Annotated in this window: 13 protein-coding genes; 9 read left to right on the forward strand and 4 right to left on the reverse strand. The window is 64.1% G+C overall.

The window, feature by feature from the left end:
* Positions 1-5 precede the first annotated feature (5 nt).
* Positions 6-1574 (forward strand): hypothetical protein, encoded by a 1569-nt coding sequence (locus tag BcanWU425_RS04580; RefSeq protein WP_204512568.1) that lies wholly within the window; start codon positions 6-8, stop codon positions 1572-1574.
* A gap of 44 nt (positions 1575-1618) precedes the next feature.
* Here BcanWU425_RS04580 and BcanWU425_RS04585 read toward each other — a convergent pair whose 3' ends face one another.
* Entirely contained in the window at positions 1619-2641 is a 1023-nt protein-coding gene (locus tag BcanWU425_RS04585) for an LLM class flavin-dependent oxidoreductase (protein WP_204512567.1), read from the reverse strand.
* 273 nt (positions 2642-2914) lie between these two features.
* On the opposite strand from BcanWU425_RS04585, the gene BcanWU425_RS04590 reads away from it, so the two are divergent.
* From BcanWU425_RS04590 to BcanWU425_RS04615, 6 genes are all read left to right on the forward strand, one after another.
* Entirely contained in the window at positions 2915-3424 is a 510-nt protein-coding gene (locus tag BcanWU425_RS04590; RefSeq protein WP_204512566.1) for a DUF2867 domain-containing protein, read from the forward strand.
* A gap of 273 nt (positions 3425-3697) precedes the next feature.
* A complete protein-coding gene (locus BcanWU425_RS04595; RefSeq protein WP_018453047.1) occupies positions 3698-4780 on the forward strand; it encodes a calcium:proton antiporter in 1083 nt (360 codons plus the stop codon).
* Positions 4781-4871: 91 nt separating this feature from the next.
* The gene (locus tag BcanWU425_RS04600) at positions 4872-5957 is read left to right on the forward strand and encodes an efflux RND transporter periplasmic adaptor subunit (protein WP_204512565.1); all 1086 of its coding nucleotides are present in this window, start codon (positions 4872-4874) and stop codon (positions 5955-5957) included.
* A 50-nt stretch (positions 5958-6007) separates the two neighbouring features.
* A complete protein-coding gene (locus BcanWU425_RS04605) occupies positions 6008-8992 on the forward strand; it encodes an efflux RND transporter permease subunit (RefSeq protein ID WP_231190188.1) in 2985 nt (994 codons plus the stop codon).
* Between the two features lie 5 nt (positions 8993-8997).
* Positions 8998-10116, forward strand: coding sequence for an alpha/beta hydrolase (locus BcanWU425_RS04610; RefSeq protein ID WP_231190189.1), 1119 nt, complete (start codon positions 8998-9000; stop codon positions 10114-10116).
* A 76-nt stretch (positions 10117-10192) separates the two neighbouring features.
* The gene (locus tag BcanWU425_RS04615) at positions 10193-10738 is read left to right on the forward strand and encodes a hypothetical protein (RefSeq protein WP_018453052.1); all 546 of its coding nucleotides are present in this window, start codon (positions 10193-10195) and stop codon (positions 10736-10738) included.
* A 659-nt stretch (positions 10739-11397) separates the two neighbouring features.
* On the opposite strand, the gene BcanWU425_RS04620 is transcribed toward BcanWU425_RS04615, so the two are convergent.
* Complete coding sequence (locus BcanWU425_RS04620) at positions 11398-13419, reverse strand: YgiQ family radical SAM protein (RefSeq protein WP_204512562.1); 2022 nt, start codon at positions 13417-13419, stop codon at positions 11398-11400.
* Between the two features lie 266 nt (positions 13420-13685).
* Between BcanWU425_RS04620 and BcanWU425_RS04625 the strand changes: the two genes are divergently transcribed.
* Positions 13686-13850, forward strand: a complete 165-nt coding sequence (locus BcanWU425_RS04625) for a hypothetical protein (protein ID WP_162847272.1) — start codon at positions 13686-13688, stop codon at positions 13848-13850.
* A gap of 6 nt (positions 13851-13856) precedes the next feature.
* On the opposite strand, the gene BcanWU425_RS04630 is transcribed toward BcanWU425_RS04625, so the two are convergent.
* Positions 13857-14522, reverse strand: coding sequence for a GntR family transcriptional regulator (locus BcanWU425_RS04630; RefSeq protein WP_204512561.1), 666 nt, complete (start codon positions 14520-14522; stop codon positions 13857-13859).
* An 8-nt stretch (positions 14523-14530) separates the two neighbouring features.
* Entirely contained in the window at positions 14531-15943 is a 1413-nt protein-coding gene (locus tag BcanWU425_RS04635) for an FAD-binding oxidoreductase (RefSeq protein WP_204512560.1), read from the reverse strand.
* 178 nt (positions 15944-16121) lie between these two features.
* Here BcanWU425_RS04635 and BcanWU425_RS04640 point away from each other — a divergent pair, with 178 nt between their 5' ends.
* Complete coding sequence (locus BcanWU425_RS04640) at positions 16122-17006, forward strand: dihydrodipicolinate synthase family protein (protein ID WP_204512559.1); 885 nt, start codon at positions 16122-16124, stop codon at positions 17004-17006.
* Positions 17007-17201 lie beyond the last annotated feature (195 nt).

Genomic DNA, 17201 nt, shown 5'->3' on the forward strand with positions numbered 1-17201 from the left:
GAGTCATGAGTGGCGGGACCTCACCGCATCTTCAAGCCGTGCAGGCGGGCTGTCCCGAGCCTTCACGTTCGCCTTGGCGCGAGCTGATCCCGACGCTCTGCATCGCCATCGCAACCATCGGCTTTGTGCCGGTCCTGCACGGGGCGAGCCCGGTCCTGTCCCTGACCGTCGAAGTTCTCGTCGCCATCGCCATCGTGGTTGCGGCTCCAACCTACGCGCCGGCGATCGCGATCTTCGTCCTGTTCTTCCAGAACCTGTTCGTCTCGATCCTGTCGCCGCTGATTTCGGCGCCGTCCGACCTGGACTTCATCAAAGGCTATAATTTTCTCGTCTGCTCCGTGATGTGGCTGACGACATTTGGGCTCTACGTCGCCGGCCAAAGGAACCGGTCGACTGAGGTCAATCAGATCATGCGCTGGGGCGTCGTGACCCTCGCCGTGGTGTCGTTGTATTTCGCGATCGGCTTCGTCCAGGACGGCCAGGCGGCAACGGTCTATCTGCGCAACATCGTGCTGCCGCTGTTCCTGTTTCAGCTCTCGCTGCTGACGGCCGCGACCTATGAGGTTCGCGCCACGCCGTTCCTGGTGACGCTTGGAGTCATTCTGATCCTGTGCGGATACGTCGAGTTTGCGTTTCGGGATTTCTGGCTGGCCGTCACCAACGGCTACACGTTCTGGGGTTTCGACGAGCTCAAGGCGGCCCGCTCCGGCGCTTGGGAAGCCGAGATGCGCGCCACCGGCAACGTGCCGGTCGATCTGAAGGATCGCTTCAGCTTCGACTTTCTCAATACGCCCCTGCTCGAAGGGTTCGGCGTGTCGAAGATCCTCCGCATCCACGGGCCGAATATGCACCCGATCAGCTTCGCGTACGGGATCGCGTTTTTCGGGCTTTTCCTGTTTTCGGTAGGGCGTCCGGTTCTGGCCCTCGTGGCGTTGCCGCTGCTGATCGTTTGCAGCGTGAAGGGAGCGCTCATCGTGGTGGTGTTCGTCGCCACGGCCTGGATATCGACCCGTCTGCTCGGCGCCGTGGTGACGCTATGGCTCGGCTTCGTGGCCTTGATCGTGTTTGCAATTGTCGCGATCCGCGTCGGCTTGCAGATCGGCGACTATCACGTCCTCGGCCTCATGGGCGGCTTGAACGGATTTCTCGAAAAGCCGTTTGGCCGCGGCCTGGGCGTCGGCGGAAATCTGTCGGACGACTATTTCTCGATCGACTGGAGCGCCGCGCAGGCCGCAGGAACGACCAACGGCGCCGTCGAGAGTGCGATCGGGGTCCTGCTGTACCAGATGGGCATCGCCGCCCTCGTTCCGCTGGCGTTTCATTTCGCGGTGGCGCTGAAGGCCTGGCGTCTTTATGCGTTCTCCGGATATCTGACGCAGGGGCTCGCGGGCTTCGGCGTCATGGTCGTGCTGCTGAATGGATTGTTTCAGGAAGAGGCCTTGTTCGCGCCGCTGGCGCTGGGGCTCATGCTCTCGCTCACCGGGCTGGTCATCGGCAGCCAGATCAGGGCGCAGTCGGTCTCCGTTCCGGATGCCGATCCGGAGCGGCTGGCACACTACCAGCCCGCGACGTAGCCTTTAAAAGACATCGCCTCGAAAATTGCGCGGCAGTCCAGGCGTCATCGCCACCCGAGCGCCGGCGCCACATGCGTGAGGATCGCCTCGATCGCGTGTGCGCAATAGTCGACACCGAGCTGGTTCGGGATCGTCAACAGCAACGTGTCGGCCTCGGCGATCGCCTCGTCCGTTCGGAGCTGCTCGATCAGCACATCGGGCTCCGCGGCATAGGAGCGGCCGAAGATCGCTCGCGTCCGTGGGTCTATGAAGCCGATCTGGTCTTCGCCGCCGCGCTCGGAGCCGAAATAGGCGCGGTCGCGATCGTCGATCAGCGCGAAGATGCTGCGGCTGACGGACACGCGCGGCTCGCGGGGGTGGCCGGCCTCTTTCCAGGCTGCGCGATAGGTACGGACTTGCGCGGCCTGCTGCACATGGAAGGCTTCGCCGGTCTCGTCGTTCTTCAGCGTCGAGCTCTGCAAATTCATGCCGTGCTTGGCGGCCCAGACCGCCGTCGCATTCGAGCCGGCGCCCCACCAGATCCTCTCGCGCAGGCCTTCCGCATGCGGCTCGAGCCGCAGGAGCCCCGGCGGATTTGGGAACATCGGCTGCGGGTTGGGTTTTGCAAAACCTTCGCCGCGCAAGATGTCGAGAAACACTTCGGCATGACGCCGGCCCATGTCGCCGTCGCTCTCGCCGTCGGCCGGCTGGTAGCCGAAATAGCGCCAGCCATCGATCACCTGCTCGGGCGAGCCGCGGCTGATGCCGAGCTGGAGGCGCCCGCCTGCGATGAGATCGGCGGAGCCTGCGTCCTCCGCCATATACAGCGGGTTCTCGTAGCGCATGTCGATCACGGCCGTGCCGATCTCGATCTTGCTGGTCCTGGCGCCGACCGCGGCCAGCAGCGGAAAGGGCGAGGCGAGCTGGCGCGCGAAATGGTGCACGCGGAAATAGGCGCCATCGGCGCCGAGCTCTTCCGCCGCAACCGCAAGCTCGATGGATTGCAGCAGCGTGTCCGCAGCCGAGCGGGTCTGCGATTGCGGCGAGGGCGTCCAGTGCCCGAAGGAGAGGAATCCGATCTTTTTCATGGAGGCAACATATGGAGGACGGGAGGAGTTTGCGACACTTCGGCCGGAGGAAAGATGACGACCTGGGAAGCGCGTATGGGTAAGTGCCGCTCCTCGAGGGGGAAGCGGACCGAAGCAGACATCGCTGCCAGCTGGCCTTTTGGCCTAACTGAGACATGTGCGCCGCAGGATTGTTGCGATGCAGAGCGCGTGGATATAAAATGACGGCGGCGGCAAGATCCTCTGCAACGCCGGCTGCGCTACGCCCTTCCCCGGCATGCGGTACCTGATCCCATGACAAAAGCGCGCGCCGTGCCGATGCCCAGCAACAGCGTGCTTGCGCCGCTTTACGCGGGCGCGGACCTTTTGGACGCCTTTGCAATTCAACTGCCGGCGGGCGCCAGCGATGATGTAGAGGTGCTGGCACGCGCCGCGCTCGAGCGACAGGCGTGGTGGATTCGTGCGCTCACGCGTGTCCGCGATGTGGTGATGGCGGCAGTCGCGGTCAAATCGTCGCGCGCCGTCGGTCTTGCCGCGGCGGCGCGTGGGCCGGTTATCGGCTTCTTCCCGGTGCTGTCAAAGAGTGCGACGGAGTTGGTCGTGGGTGCGGATGACCGGCATCTCGACTTCCGTGTCACCATTCAACTTCGCGCCGATGCAGCAAATGGGCGCGAGCTGGTCGCGGGTACCGTGGTGCATTGCCATAACCGACTGGGGCGCATCTATCTTGCTACGATAGCACCGTTTCATCGCGTGATCGTTCCGGCCAGTGTGGAACAGGCGGCAAGAGCAATGAAGAATTGAGCAGGCTTGGTGGTCGTGACCGGCTGCGGTCGACCAACGAGTCGGCTTCTGGCCCCTCAGCTGACTTGCCGCGCAATCTGTCGAGGACCGCTTGTGACCCGAAGCGGACCTAAGCCGCGAGGAAAACCCCTGGCTGTTTCCGGATGTCTTTCAATCATTGGAGGTTCCCGCGTATGATGGGAGGTCACAAGAGGCCGGCCCATCACAGTACTTGGCGCCGGCCGTCGGGATGAGAATCGCGCCTGAGACGCGATCAAGAACCGGGGGATCGACATGGGTGTGGTGGGTACGACAGCGCGCTGGACGTGGATTTGGCCGGCTCTCGCCTGGGCCATCTTGTTGCTCAGCCTGGTTCTCGGCGGCGGCGGAATTGTATACGCAGCCGCCGGCGCGGCCCTGTTCGGCACGGTCTTCGCCGCCGTATACCACGCCGAGGTGGTCGCTCACCGCGTCGGCGAGCCGTTCGGCACCCTGATCCTCGCGTTAGCGGTGACCGTGATCGAGACGGCGCTCATCGTCTCGGTGATGATCGCAGCGCCTGCCGAGAAAGCCGGACTGGCCCGGGACACGGTCTTCGCGGCGGTCATGATCGTCTGCAACGGCATCGTGGGGGCCTGCCTGCTGTGGGGCGGCGTCCGGCACCGTGAACAGGGTTTCCAGGCGCAAGGCGCCGGCGCCGCTCTCGCCGTGCTCGTCGCTCTCACCAGCCTCACGATGGTGCTTCCGAACCTTGCGGCGCAAGAACTCGGCCCGCTGTACAACACCTCGCAGCTGGTGTTCGCCGCGCTTGCGTCCTTGGTTCTGTACCTGGCGTTCGTTTTCGTTCAGACGATCAGGCACCGTGACTATTTCCTGGCCGCGAAGGGTGCCACGGCGGACGAGCATTCGCCTCCTCCGGACAACAGAACGACCGGTCTGAGTGCCGCTCTCCTCGTCGTCTCCCTTGTGGCCGTCGTGGGCCTTGCAAAGGTCCTGACCCCCAGCGTGGAGAGCGCCATCGATTATCTTCAGGTGCCCAAGGCAGTCGTCGGCACGATCATCGCCGCGCTCGTTCTTCTTCCCGAGGCGGTGGCGGCCGTGAAGGCGGCCCAAAGCGACCGGCTGCAGACCAGTCTCAACCTGGCCCTGGGCTCGGCGCTTGCGACCATCGGGCTGACGATCCCCGCGGTCGCCGCGGTCTCGATCGCGATGGGTTATCGGCTCGAACTCGGGTTGGACATAAAGGATTTGGGCCTGCTGATGCTCACGCTGCTGTTGAGCGTAATCACGCTCGGGACCGGGCGCACCACGGTGCTGCAGGGCGTCGTCCACCTGGTCATCTTCGCCGCGTTTCTGTTTTTCGCGGTGGTGCCGTGATTTGCCGGAACTACGCGGCCGCTCCGAACGGTCGAATTCGGCAGGACTCGAGGAATGCCCGATGATCCGACATCTCGCGCGATTCACCGCTTTGGGCCTCCTTGTCGTCGGCCTGCAGGGCTGTGGAGAGAAGAAGAAGGAAGCGAACGAACAGCCTGTCCGCGGTCTGCGCGCCTACAAGGTCGCTGCGACAGCCGAAAGCCGTGTTCGGCGCTTTCCGAGCGTGCTGCAGCCGGCCGACGTCAGCAGCCTCTCGTTCGAGATCGGCGGGCAGTTGAAGACCGTTGGCCTCACCGTCGGCCAGAAGGTGCAACTCGGGGACGTCCTCGCCGAAATCGACCCGAGATCGCTGCAGAGCCAGGTGGACCAGGCCAGCGCCGGTGTGCAGCAGGCGCAGGCGCAGCTCGACAACGCTCAGTCGGACTTCCAGCGCAAGGAAGAGCTCCTGAAGCGGGGCGTCTCCACCCAAGCGGCTTTCGAACAGTCGAACGCCACCCTGCTCAGCTCCAGGGCCCAAGTTGACCAGGCACGGCGCCAACTCGAATTGGCCAACCAAAACCTGGACCGGAGCAAGCTGCTGGCCCCCTTCGCCGGGACCATCTCCCGGGTCGAAGTCAAATCGTTTGCGCAAGTCGCTGCGGGGCAGCCGGTGGCCACGCTCTACAGCGACGACAGCTTCGAGATGTCCTTTCTGGTCCCGGCCGCGACTTTCCAGAGTCTAAAGGTTGGAGCCAAGATTGCGGTCAAGGTCGCCGACAAGCCTGACCTGCCGCTCAAGGGCGAGATCAAGGAGCTCGGGTCGAAGGCGGAGCAAGTGTCGGCCTTCCCGGTTGTCGTCCGGCTCGAGAACACCGCCCCGGGTCTGAACGCCGGCATGTCGGTCGAGGTCACGATCGAAGAGCCCTTGGTCGTGGGTCGCAGCGGCTTCCTCGTCCCGCTCAGCGTGCTTGTGCCCGACGGCGGAAGGGTGCTGCAGAATACCGGGACCGTGTTTGGTTACGACGAGGCAAGTTCGACTGTGAAGAAACGCACCATCACCGTCGGCGGGATCCGGGACAATCGCCTGGTCGTCGTGGAGGGCGTCAAGCCAGGCGATATCCTGGCCTCGGCCGGGGTGTCGTACCTCGCCGACGGACAGAAGGTGAAGCTGCTTCCCTTGGAGGACGCCGCGCCGTGAATCTCCTCACCCGATTCGGACTTGCACGGTCTCGATTCACGATCATGGCCATGATCGGGCTTCTGATCGCCGGGATCGGGCTCTATCCGAACTTCCCGAAGCGCGAAGACCCCGTGATCGTCATCCGGACTGCGGTCGTGTCGGCCCTCTTCCCGGGCATGGCCCCCGAGCGGATGGAAAATCTAGTCGCGATTCCCATCGAACGAAAAGTACGCGAGCTCGCCGAGGTCAAGGACATCAGGACGCTTGCGGGCGAAGGATCCCTGACGATCTATGTCGACTTGAAGGACGAGGTCGCGAACGTCACTGCCACCTGGCAGCGGCTTCGCGACAAGATGGCCGATGCTAAGGTCGAACTGCCCGACGGCGTCGTTGGACCCTTTGTCAACAGCGACTTCGGCGACGTTGCGATCGCCACCATCGCCATCACGGGCGAAGGCTTTTCGCCGCGCGAGCTGAAGGATGCGGCCGAGGATTTCCGGAAGAAGCTGTATCAGATCGCCGGCATCTCCAAGGTCGAGCTTCACGGCGTACAGGACGAACGGGTCTGGCTCGAACTCGATACCCGGAAGTTGGCCGCGATCGGCGTTCAGGTGAACGCTTTGATCAAGGACCTACAGGGGCAGAACGTGGTGCTGCCGTCCGGCAACATCAACGCGGACGGCACGCGCCTCCTGCTGGAGACCTCCGGAGATTTCCCGAACGTGCGGGCGATCGAGACCATGCTGACCCGTGTGGGCAGCACCGACAGCCTGGTCCGGCTCGCTGACATCGTCACTGTCCGCCGGGATTACGTCTCTCCAAAGGTTAAGCCGATCTATTTCAACGGCCGTCCTGCTGTAGTCCTCAGCGTGATCATGCAGCCGGACCAGGATGTCACCCAGATCGGTGTCAAGCTCCGTACGGCGGCACGCGAATTTGAGCAGCGGCTCCCGATCGGCTTCGCCCTCTCCTTCCCCACCTACCAGGCCGATCAGGTCAGCGCCTCCGTCAATTCGGCCCTCTCCAGCGTGGCCCAGACCTTCGTCGTGGTGGCCGTGCTGGTGGTGGTCTTCTTGGGCCTGCGGGCGGGCACCATCGCCGCGATGATCGTGCCGTTCGCCGTGATGTTCTCGTTGATCGGGATGCGGGCTCTTGGGATCGCGCTTGAGCAGGTCTCGATCGCGGCGATCATCATCGCGCTCGGTCTGCTGGTCGACAATGGCGTCGTGATCGTCGAGGACATCGTGAGCCGGATCGGCCGCGGAGTGCCTCCCGAGGAGGCCGGATTGGCGTCCGGAGCACAGTATGCGCTGCCGCTCCTGATCTCTTCGATCACTACGATAGCGGCGTTCTTGCCGCTCATGCTGCTGTCCGAAGCGTCCGGCGAGTATGCGTTCTCGCTCGCGGCCGTGGTGGCGCTCTCGCTTGGGGGATCCTGGATCACGGCGCTGTACATCCTTCCCGCTTTGACCGTGTGGCTCATCGGCCGGCGAGCCGGCTCCGGAACGGAGGATGCCGCGCCCTCACGGCTGCAGCGGCTCTATGCCACCGCGCTCGGCCGGGCCTTGCGCTTCTCGCCCATCGTCCTCGCCGGTTGCGTCGCGCTGGTCGTGATCGCGCTTACACAATTCCCACGCATTCCAAAGGAGATGTTTCCGCTCAGCGAACGGAGCCAGTTTCTGGTCTACATGAACATGCCTGACGGGACCGACATCTCGCAGACCGAAGCTCGCGCGCGCGAGATCGAGCGATGGCTGGGCGACAAAACGGCCAACCCTGAAATCTCCAGCCAGATCCTGTACGTCGGAGATGGCGGCCCGAGGTTCTACCTCACCTTGACCCCCGTCCCTCCGGACCCGGCGTCCGCTTTCTTCCTGGTCAATACCACGGACTATCAAGGCGCGGTGCGTGCGGCCGATCGCGCCTGGAAGTATCTCTACGCCAACCATCCGGAGGCAAGCTTCAAAATCAAGCGGCTGGCCATGGGCGCGGTGGAATCCGGCGTCGTGGAGCTCGAGATCTCGGGGTCCGATGGGGACCGGCTGCTTGGCTTCAGCGAACGGGTCCGATCCCTGCTGCAGGCGGCTCCGGACGTGCGCGAGAACGACGACGATTGGGGCAACAAGATCGTCAAGGTGGTCGTCGAGATCGACCAGGACCGTGCCCGCCAGCTCGGGGTGACCTCGGAGGAAGTGACCCGACTGCTGAACACCTACTTCAGCGGCACCGCGGTCTCGATATACCGCGAAGGCGACAACGCCATCCCCATCGTACTGCGCGCCGGCGCCTACACCTCGCAGAGCCTGGAAGGCCTCACCAGCGCCACCTTCGCGAAGAACGGCGGGCTTATCTCGCTGGCGCAGGTCGCCAGGCTGAAGCCCGGGTTCGACTTCGCGCGGATCCGCCGCAAGAACCAGGAACGGACGATCACGGTCACGGCCCGCAGCACCTCCCTGACGGCCGGGCAGCTACTGGAATCGATCCAGCCCCGGCTCGACGAGATGGACATGACCGGCGGCTATCACGTGACCGTGGGGGGCGAGATCCAGAAAAGCGCCGAGACGAACCAGAAGCTGGCCGCCGGCTTTCCCGTCGCGCTCGCCGTGATGGTGCTGGCGATCATCCTGCAATTCAACTCCTTCCGTCGTACGCTCCTGACCTTCGTCAGCATACCGCTGATCCTGATTGGCATTCCGTTCGGGCTGTTGGCGACGGGACAACCGCTCTCGTTCTTCGGCACGCTGGGCATCATCAGCCTGTCGGGGATCATCATCAACAACGCCATCGTGCTGATCGATCAGATCGACATCGAGCGCGAGACGCTCCCGCTGCGGAAAGCCCTCGTCGCTGCGTCGGAAAAACGGCTTCGTCCGATCCTCCTGACGTCCGCCACCACGGTGCTCGGGCTCGCACCGATGGCACTGGCCGGCGGCGCGTTGTGGCAGCCCATGGCGGTGCTCATGATGTCGGGACTAGCCGTCGCATCCGTCCTGACACTCTTCTTCGTGCCGGCAGGATACTTTCTGCTGTTCCGCTCGGCTAAAGGAGCCTGACTCCCTTGTGGCGCGCGCCCCTCAGCCATGGCGAAACCGGGAAGATCTGCCGGTCAACCCTCGGCCTCATCGTCTTGGCGCTGTGCTGCTGCGCCTGCAGCCGCGTGCCTCTGGACACGCTGCTACCCGTCGGACAGGTCGAAGCGGAAGGCGTGTCGGTCGTCCCGCTGCTGGTGGCAACGACGCGCAACCGAACGGCTGCCGGAAATGCAGCGATGTTCGACAGCGAACGGGCGGACCAGGTGAACTACGCCTCCATCGCCGTTTCCATCCCGCCGGACGCATCGCGCACTGTCGGTCAGGTTCAGTGGCCGACTTCCTCGCCCGGGGATCCACGACTAAACTTCGTGACGGTCTCGGCCGAAGCGGCCGAAAAACCGGCATTTGGCGCTGCGCTGGCGGCGGCCGCAAAGAAGCCGCGAGCACGTGGAAGAGTCCTTGTATTCGTCCATGGCTTCAACAACAGGTTCGATGAAGCCGTGTACCGGTTCGCCCAGATCGTTCATGATTCCGGAGCGCCGGGGGCTCCCGTCCTGTTCTCCTGGCCGTCGCGGGGGTCCGTCAGCCTGGAAGCCTACAAGGAGGATGCGGAGAGCGCGGCGCAGTCTCGAGATGCATTTTCGCAAGTGCTCGATGCGATCGCCGCTACTCCGAACGTCAAGGAAGTGACCGTCCTGTGTCACTCGATGGGGTGCTATCTCACGTTCGAAACCTTGCGCGCGCGAGCGATAGCTGGCCGCATTGGGGCCAAGATCAAGAACGTGCTGTTCGTTGCGCCCGACGTAGACGCCGACAGTTTCCGTACGCAATTGCACGACATGGGAGCGGTACGGCCAGGCTTCGCATTGTTCGTGTCGCGGGACGATGCCCCATTGAAGCTATCGAAGTCTCTCCATGGAGGCGCAATCCGCCTCGGCGGCATCGATCCGGACCAAGAGCCGTATGCCGCTGAATTTCGGCGGGAGGGCGTCGAGCTATTCGATTTGACCCGCCTGCATGGACGCGCTCATTCGCGAGCGTTCGACGACGTGACGACCGTCATGAGTATGATCCAGGCACGCCTTGTCGGCGAGCAGCAGGGTACGGGCGGCGTCTCGAGGCGCCAGGGAGCCGCGCTGCGATGATACGGTGGAGTGGACTCGCATTGCTCATTCGGAAGGCATCGGCCGAAATCGAAACCCAATCAGTTGGAAGGCGCCCTTGATCAAGCGCGGAGAAACACCATCCGATTCCATAGCTGAGGAAATCCCTGAGCCCCTGGCAGAGCCGATTTCCCATTCTTCCGCGGGGCGCGGTGTGCTCACCTACCTGCTCTTGATGGCGGTCCAATTGTTCGGATCGGATTTCATCGTATGGAAGGGCCTGCCGGCCTTCCGGGAGCTGGTGCTCGCGCCTGGTCAGCAGCCGGCCAATACGCCCTATGACGACAATCTGACCCTTGCTGTTCTCATGCTTATGCAGGCGGCTTACTGGTACCGCCTCTTGAAGGTGGCGATCCCGTTCAAAGGCGGACGGCTGTCCCTGAGCCACCTCTTCCTGTTCCTAGGCCGGCTGAACTTCATCTTCGGCAGCGCTGTGTTCTCGATCGTGCTGTTTCGCCACCTTCCCGAACTCGGCCCCGATACCGACGTGGTCTTGATGGCCCGACGTGGGGTGTTGATGGTGATTACGCTGTTCGCGCTGTTCTGCTTCACGTTAGAACTCGAGCGTCTGGGGGATGCACTTGGCGAGAACAAACGAGAGTAGCGCATGCGGCTCGACCGCGCTCTCCACCGAGGTCTGCCGGAGACTATCACCGCTACTACCAGGCCGCCGCGATTACTGTCCAATTTCCTCCTGTGCTTCGGAGGGACCAGGGATCCCGAGCGGAGCGACGCGAAGTCACCGTACTCTGCGATCGCCCCCCTTTAAGAGAGCACTGTCATGACCGCTGTTGGCCCCTAGCTGACTCACAAGGCGGGACTGGCTATGTCCGGTTTCGCGGACAGAGCGGACACCGGCTACCCCGCGAGCTATCGGGTTTACGACTACGCTCCCCAGCGCATCCGGGCGCGCATCGACGCCTGCTGTGTTGAATGGATTCAAGTCGGAGGACGTTGCTTCGAGCCTCCGCGCGGGACGCGGTGTGAAGCTCGAGGATATCGATACGGAGTAGCGGTTGGGGCTCGCCCTGCCACGCGTGCCGCGACAATGGCATCTTGCGCCTGTTTTGCCCGACGAGTCAATATTTCGTCAAAACATAATTTCGGTTTTTCCGTTATCTCACCCCGCGGATTCAACGGATTCGGCAATCGCCTAAGTCATTGATCCCGCTCATGCCGGCTACTGTGCATGGGGTTGTTTTCGAGGTTTTTGTTTTGAGGGCGACAATGCGAAGCTGAACCGGACCTGATCCGGCTCGCCCGCTACTTCATCACCCGCAAATTCTTGGTCGTGAACCGCTGCGTCTTGCCGTCTGGACGAACCGGCCGCCGCGTGCCGGCGGCCTTGCCGGTGCCGGGCGGCTGGTGCGCGGGGACCAGCTGGTCGGGGCGCGAACCGATCAGATCGGCGCGGCCCATCTCTTTCAGGGCTTCACGCAGCACCGGCCAATTGTCGGGGTCATGGTAGCGCAGGAACGCCTTGTGCAAGCGACGCTGGCGCAGGCCCTTGATCGCCTCGACCTTGTCGCTGCCACCGCGCCGCACGCCGCGCAGTGGGTTGACGCCGGTGTGGTACATCGCCGTCGCGGTCGCCATCGGCGAGGGCAGGAAGGTCTGCACCTGATCCGCGCGGTAGCGGTTCTTCTTCAGCCATAGCGCCAGGTTCATCATGTCCTCGTCGGTCGTGCCCGGATGTGCCGCGATGAAATACGGGATCAAATAGTATTTCTTGCCGGCCTGTTCGGCCGCGGCATCGAACATCCGCTTGAACTGGTTGTAGGCGCCGATGCCGGGCTTCATCATCTTGTCGAGCGGCCCGCGCTCGGTATGTTCGGGCGCGATCTTGAGATAACCGCCGACGTGATGGGTGACGAGCTCCTTGATGTATTCGGGGCTCTCGACCGCGAGGTCGTAGCGCACGCCGGAGGCGACCATCACCTTCTTGATGCCCTTGGTCTCGCGCACCTTGCGATAGAGCCGGATCAGATCGTCATGCGAGGTGTTGAGATTCGGGCAGATCTCGGGGAAGACGCAGGACGGCCGCCGGCACGCGGCCTCGACCTTCGGGTCCTTGCACGCCATCCGGTACATGTTGGCGGTGGGACCGCCGATGTCCGAGATCACGCCGGTGAAGCCCGGCGTCTTGTCGCGGATCTTCTCGATCTCGCGCAGGATCGAGCCCTCGGACCGGTTCTGGATGATGCGGCCCTCGTGCTCGGTGATCGAGCAGAAGGTGCAGCCGCCAAAACAGCCGCGCATGATCGTCACCGAAAACTTGATCATGTCCCACGCCGGGATCTTCGCGTCACCGTAGGACGGATGCGGGGCGCGCGCGTAAGGAAGATCGTAGACGGCGTCCATCTCCTCGCTGGTCAGCGGAATCGGCGGCGGGTTGAGCCAGAGATCGCGATCGCCGTGGCGCTGCACCAGCGGCCGCGCATTGCCGGGATTGCTCTCCCGGTGCAGCACGCGTGACGCGCGCGCATAGGCTTCCTTGTCCTGCTCGACCTGCTCCAAAGCGGGCAGCCGGATCACGGTCAAGCCTTTCGTGCGCGAAGCGCCCTCATCGGCGGAGTCGAGATCGTCGGCGTGCAGCTCGGTGTAATCGTCGGGCACGCGGCGGAACAGCGCGACGCCCCTGATGTCGCCGAGCTCGCGCGGCGCCTCGCCGGCGGCCAGACGGTTCGCCACTTCGACGACGGCGCGCTCGGCATTGCCGTAGAGCAGCAGATCCGCCTTGGCGTCGGCCAGCACCGAGCGGCGCACCTTGTCGGACCAGTAATCGTAATGCGCGATCCGGCGCAGCGAGGCCTCGATGCCGCCGAGTACGACCGGCACACCCTTGAACGCCTCGCGGCATCGCTGCGCGTAGACCACGGTGCAGCGGTCCGGCCGCTTACCGCCTTCGCCGCCCGCGGTATAGGCATCGTCGCTGCGTATGCGGCGGTCCGCGGTGTAGCGGTTCACCATGGAGTCCATGTTGCCCCCGGTGACGCCGAAGAAGACTTTTGGCTTGCCCAGTGCCTTGAACGGCTCGGCCGAATGCCAGTCCGGCTGCGAGATGATGCCGACCCGAAAGCCCTGCGCCTCCAGCAGGCGGCCGATGATGGCCATGCCGAAGCTGGGATGGTCGACATAGGCATCGCCCGTCACCAGCACGATGTCGCAAGCGTCCCAGCCGAGCGCATCCATCTCGGCGCGACTCATCGGCAGGAACGGCGCCGGCTTGTGCGGGCGTGCCTGCGCCATCAGGGGTTTTTCGGCGGCGACGATCTGGATGTCCATGGCGCCTACGCATAGGACTCCGGGACGGTGAATACAACCGACAGGCACGTGAAAGATCCGGTTCCGTGGCCGGCAGCCCAGGCGTGCGACCGCGTTAACCGTTCGCGAGCGCCGCCATCAGCTGTCTGCACCTTCTCGGGTCACGCGCAGGAACCAACTGCCCTCGCGAACATTCTGATGCAGGGTTGCGCTGGGCCCGGCTGGCGCGCGCTCGCGCCAGGGGTTTAGTATCGCCTCGATGTTCGCCTCTGGCGAATGGGGGAGCCGTGAGTACAGTCATAGAGAACTTGCTGCTCCGAAAGCAGAAGCTCGTTGAGCAGCTCGAGAAGGCGCCCACGGCCGAGGACCGCGACAAAATCGAACACCAGCTCGAACAGATCAACACCGCGCTGGATTTTCTGGACAGGCCCGGCACGAAAAATGCGCGGTAGCAGCGCTCAATCGACCTGCAGCGCTTTGGCATAGACCGCGCCCGAATTGGTGACGTGAGTGGTCATCAGCGTCGCGAAGGCGGCGAACTCGCCGCGGGCGAACAGATCGAGCAGCTTGCGATGCTCGTCGAAGGACGTGCGGGTGCGCACGTCGATCGGCGAAGTCAAATTGGTGCGGAGTGCCGCGACGCGGCTAGATGCGAGCTGATAGGATTCGGCGAGATAGCGGTTGCCGCAATGGGCGAACAGCGCCTCATGGAAAGCGGCATCGGCGCGTCCATAGGCGATGTTGTCCCTGGCCGCGATCGCCGGCTCCATCGCCGCGATCGCCTCGCTCATCGTCGCGATCGCACCGCCGCGATCATGGCGGAAGGCGAGCTCAGCGGCCTTGGGCTCCAGCGCGATCCTGAACGTGCAGAGCGCGGTGATGTCTTCCGCGCTTGGCGTAAAGACAAAACTGCCGACCTGCGGCCGGATCACGACGAGGCCCTGCGCCTGCAGCTGACCCATCGCCTCGCGCACCGGGGTGCGGCTGACGCCGAAGGAGTTTGCCACCATCTCCTCGGAGATGGCGGCGCCGAGCGCGAACTCGCCGTCGATGATGGCCTGGCGCAGCCGCTGCACGACCCGTTGCGACAGCGATTTCGGTGCATCGAGCTTCAGCGATCGCATCGGCTCTCTCAGATCACCTTGCCGGGGTTGAGCAGATGATCGGGATCGAGTGCGGCCTTCAGCGTTCGCATCAGCGCGATCTCGGCCTCGCTGCGGGCATGACCCAGCCACTTCTTCTTCAACGTGCCGATTCCGTGCTCGGCCGAGACGCTGCCGCCCATCTCGCGCACGAGACCGTAAATGATCGCGTCCATCTCTTCCTTCGGCTGCTGCTCGACGGCAAGGCCGGTGACCCAGGAGACGAGATGCAGATTGCCGTCGCCGATATGGCCGTAATAGACGCTCTCGCATCCGTCGATGCCATCAGCCAGCGCCGCCTTGCAGCGCGTGACGAACTCGTCCATCCGCGCCACGGCGAGGCCGATGTCGTAGGAGATGTGCGGCCCCAGCACCTGGCCGAACTCGGCACAGATGTCGCGCACGCGCCAGAAGCTTTGCGTCTGCGCCAGCGATTGCGCCACGGCGGCGTCGGCGAGAAGCCCGCGCTCCATCAGCTCTTCGAGCCAGCTTTGGAAGCGCGGCGCGTCGAGGCTCTCGTCGGTGCCCTGCGCTTCTACCAGCACGTAGAGGCCGTGGCCTGCGGCGACCGGCGGCTTGACGCCGGCGCGATTCGTGATCACGTCCCAGTAATCCGGCCACATCACCTCGAACGCCGACAGCAGCGGGCCGAGCCCGCTTCGCGCGGCGCCGAGCAGCGCAATCACCGCGGCATAGTCCTCGAGCGCGCAGAGCGCGGCCATGGTCGAGCGCGGCTTTGGAAACAGCCGCAGCACCACGCGGGTGATGATGCCGAGCGTGCCTTCCGAGCCGATGAACAGATGCTTCAGATCGTAGCCGGCATTGTTCTTCATCAGCTTGTTGAGGCTAGTGATGACGGTGCCGTCGGGCAGCACGACTTCGAGCCCGAGCACCAGTTCGCGCGTCATGCCATAGCGGATCACGCGATTGCCGCCGGCATTGGTCGAGAGGTTGCCGCCGATGGCGCAGGAGCCGCGCGAGCCGAGATCGAGCGGAAAGAAGAAGCCGGCTTCGTCGGCTGCCATCTGGATCGTCTGCAGCGGCGTGCCTGCTTTCACCGTCATCGTCATCGAGGCGTGATCGATCTCCTCGATCCCGCTCATGCGCTCGAGCGAGATCGCGACCCAGCCTGCTTCAGGCGATGCGCCGCGGCACAGCCCGGTCAATCCGCCCTGCGGCACGAACGGCAGATGCGCCTGCCGGCAGGTCAGAATCGCGTCGGCCACGCCTTGCGCATCGACCGGGCGGATCACCGCGAGCGGCGTTTGCGGCAGGCTCGCGCTCCAGTCGTTGCAATTGCGCGCGGGCACGTCGGTGCCGACAAGCACGGCAGCCGCGCCGAGCCTGTCGCGCAAGGCGCCGAGCAACTGGGTGGGCCGCTCGACCGGGGTCACCATGTCCATGCGAGACCTCCTCGGAATCTGGCTGCGTGTTATGCGCGCCATGACGGCGGAAAGGATTTGCGCCTTTGTTGTATGTAAGGTACAAGCCGCAAAGTAAAGCAAAAACAAGGCTTGCCAAGCTCTGGGTTTGATCGTCCGAGATCAGACGTGGTGCGAAGCCACAGCAACGGATGGTGCGATGACGGAGGCAATTCGCGGGTTCTGGGTGGCTTCGGCGACGCCGCTGGCGACGGACGGCAGCGTGGACTCCGCCAAGCTCGCCGCCCACGCCAAGCAACTCTTCGGTAAGGGCATCGACGGTGTCGTGCTGTTCGGCACCACCGGCGAGGGCACCTCGTTCAATGTCGCCGAACGCGTCGCGACCATCGAAGCCGTGCTCAAGGCCGGCGTTGCGCCGGACCGAATTGGAATCGGCGGCGGCTTCCCCGCGATCGGCGACAGCATCGCATTGACGCGTGCCGTGCTCGGTCTCGGCCTGCGCCACGTGCTGTATCTGCCGCCTTACTTTGACCGAAGCGTCAGCGCTGAAGGCATCGAGGATGCCTTTGCGGCGATCCTCGACGGCGTCGCCGACGATCGCCTGCGTGCCTATCTCTACCATATCCCGCAGATCTCGGGTGTCGCGATCCCGACCGGCGTCGCCGCGAATTTGCGCAAGCGCTACGGCAAGGTCGTTGCGGGCCTGAAAGACTCCAGCGGCGACTTCAAGCAATTCCAGGCCTTCCGCGCCGCCGCCCCCGAGCTCGCCATCACCGTCGGCAACGAGGTTGACATCACCCGCGCGATCGCCGCCGGCGGTGCCGGCACCATCTGCGGCATGGCCAACATCGCGCCGGAGCTGGTCAAGGCAATGATCGACGGCAAGGATGTCGAAGCACGGATGCAGGCTGCCGTGGACATCGTGGTGAAATCACCATCCTTCCTCACGACGCTGAAAGCCATCCTCGCGGCACAGACGGGCGACGCGAGCTGGCTACGCGTGCGGCCGCCGCTCCGGGCCTTGTCCGACGGCACCGCGCTCAAGCGCAAGCTCGACGAGCTGATGGCTCCCGCGATCGCGTGAGATCGCGCGAAGCCGCGACACGTTGCCGCGAATTCGCGCGCTGCGTGTCGCGGTCGCTGCGCAATCCATCGAGGATTGCCGAACAGCGCGATCAAAGCCTAGAACCATTCAACACTAGAGCGATTCAAGGCCGCTTGCGGTTCTCTTCACGAACAACGGCTGTTAGACGCGCCAGCTTCTGCGTCTGACTTGGAA

This window comes from Bradyrhizobium sp. WU425, assembly GCF_021052305.1.
GTDB classification, from domain to species: Bacteria; Pseudomonadota; Alphaproteobacteria; order Rhizobiales; family Xanthobacteraceae; genus Bradyrhizobium; species Bradyrhizobium canariense_D.

What these genes read in the sequence shown, in the direction of transcription:
- BcanWU425_RS04590 (WP_204512566.1), top strand. Translation starts at nt 2,915, where the DNA reads ATGACAAAAGCGCGCGCCGTGCCGATGCCCAGCAACAGCGTGCTTGCG.
- BcanWU425_RS04595 (WP_018453047.1), top strand. Translation starts at nt 3,698, where the DNA reads ATGGGTGTGGTGGGTACGACAGCGCGCTGGACGTGGATTTGGCCGGCT.
- BcanWU425_RS04630 (WP_204512561.1), bottom strand. Translation starts at nt 14,522, where the DNA reads ATGCGATCGCTGAAGCTCGATGCACCGAAATCGCTGTCGCAACGGGTC.
- BcanWU425_RS04620 (WP_204512562.1), bottom strand. Translation starts at nt 13,419, where the DNA reads ATGGACATCCAGATCGTCGCCGCCGAAAAACCCCTGATGGCGCAGGCA.
- BcanWU425_RS04640 (WP_204512559.1), top strand. Translation starts at nt 16,122, where the DNA reads ATGACGGAGGCAATTCGCGGGTTCTGGGTGGCTTCGGCGACGCCGCTG.
- BcanWU425_RS04605 (WP_231190188.1), top strand. Translation starts at nt 6,008, where the DNA reads ATGATCGGGCTTCTGATCGCCGGGATCGGGCTCTATCCGAACTTCCCG.
- BcanWU425_RS04585 (WP_204512567.1), bottom strand. Translation starts at nt 2,641, where the DNA reads ATGAAAAAGATCGGATTCCTCTCCTTCGGGCACTGGACGCCCTCGCCG.
- BcanWU425_RS04635 (WP_204512560.1), bottom strand. Translation starts at nt 15,943, where the DNA reads ATGGACATGGTGACCCCGGTCGAGCGGCCCACCCAGTTGCTCGGCGCC.
- BcanWU425_RS04580 (WP_204512568.1), top strand. Translation starts at nt 6, where the DNA reads ATGAGTGGCGGGACCTCACCGCATCTTCAAGCCGTGCAGGCGGGCTGT.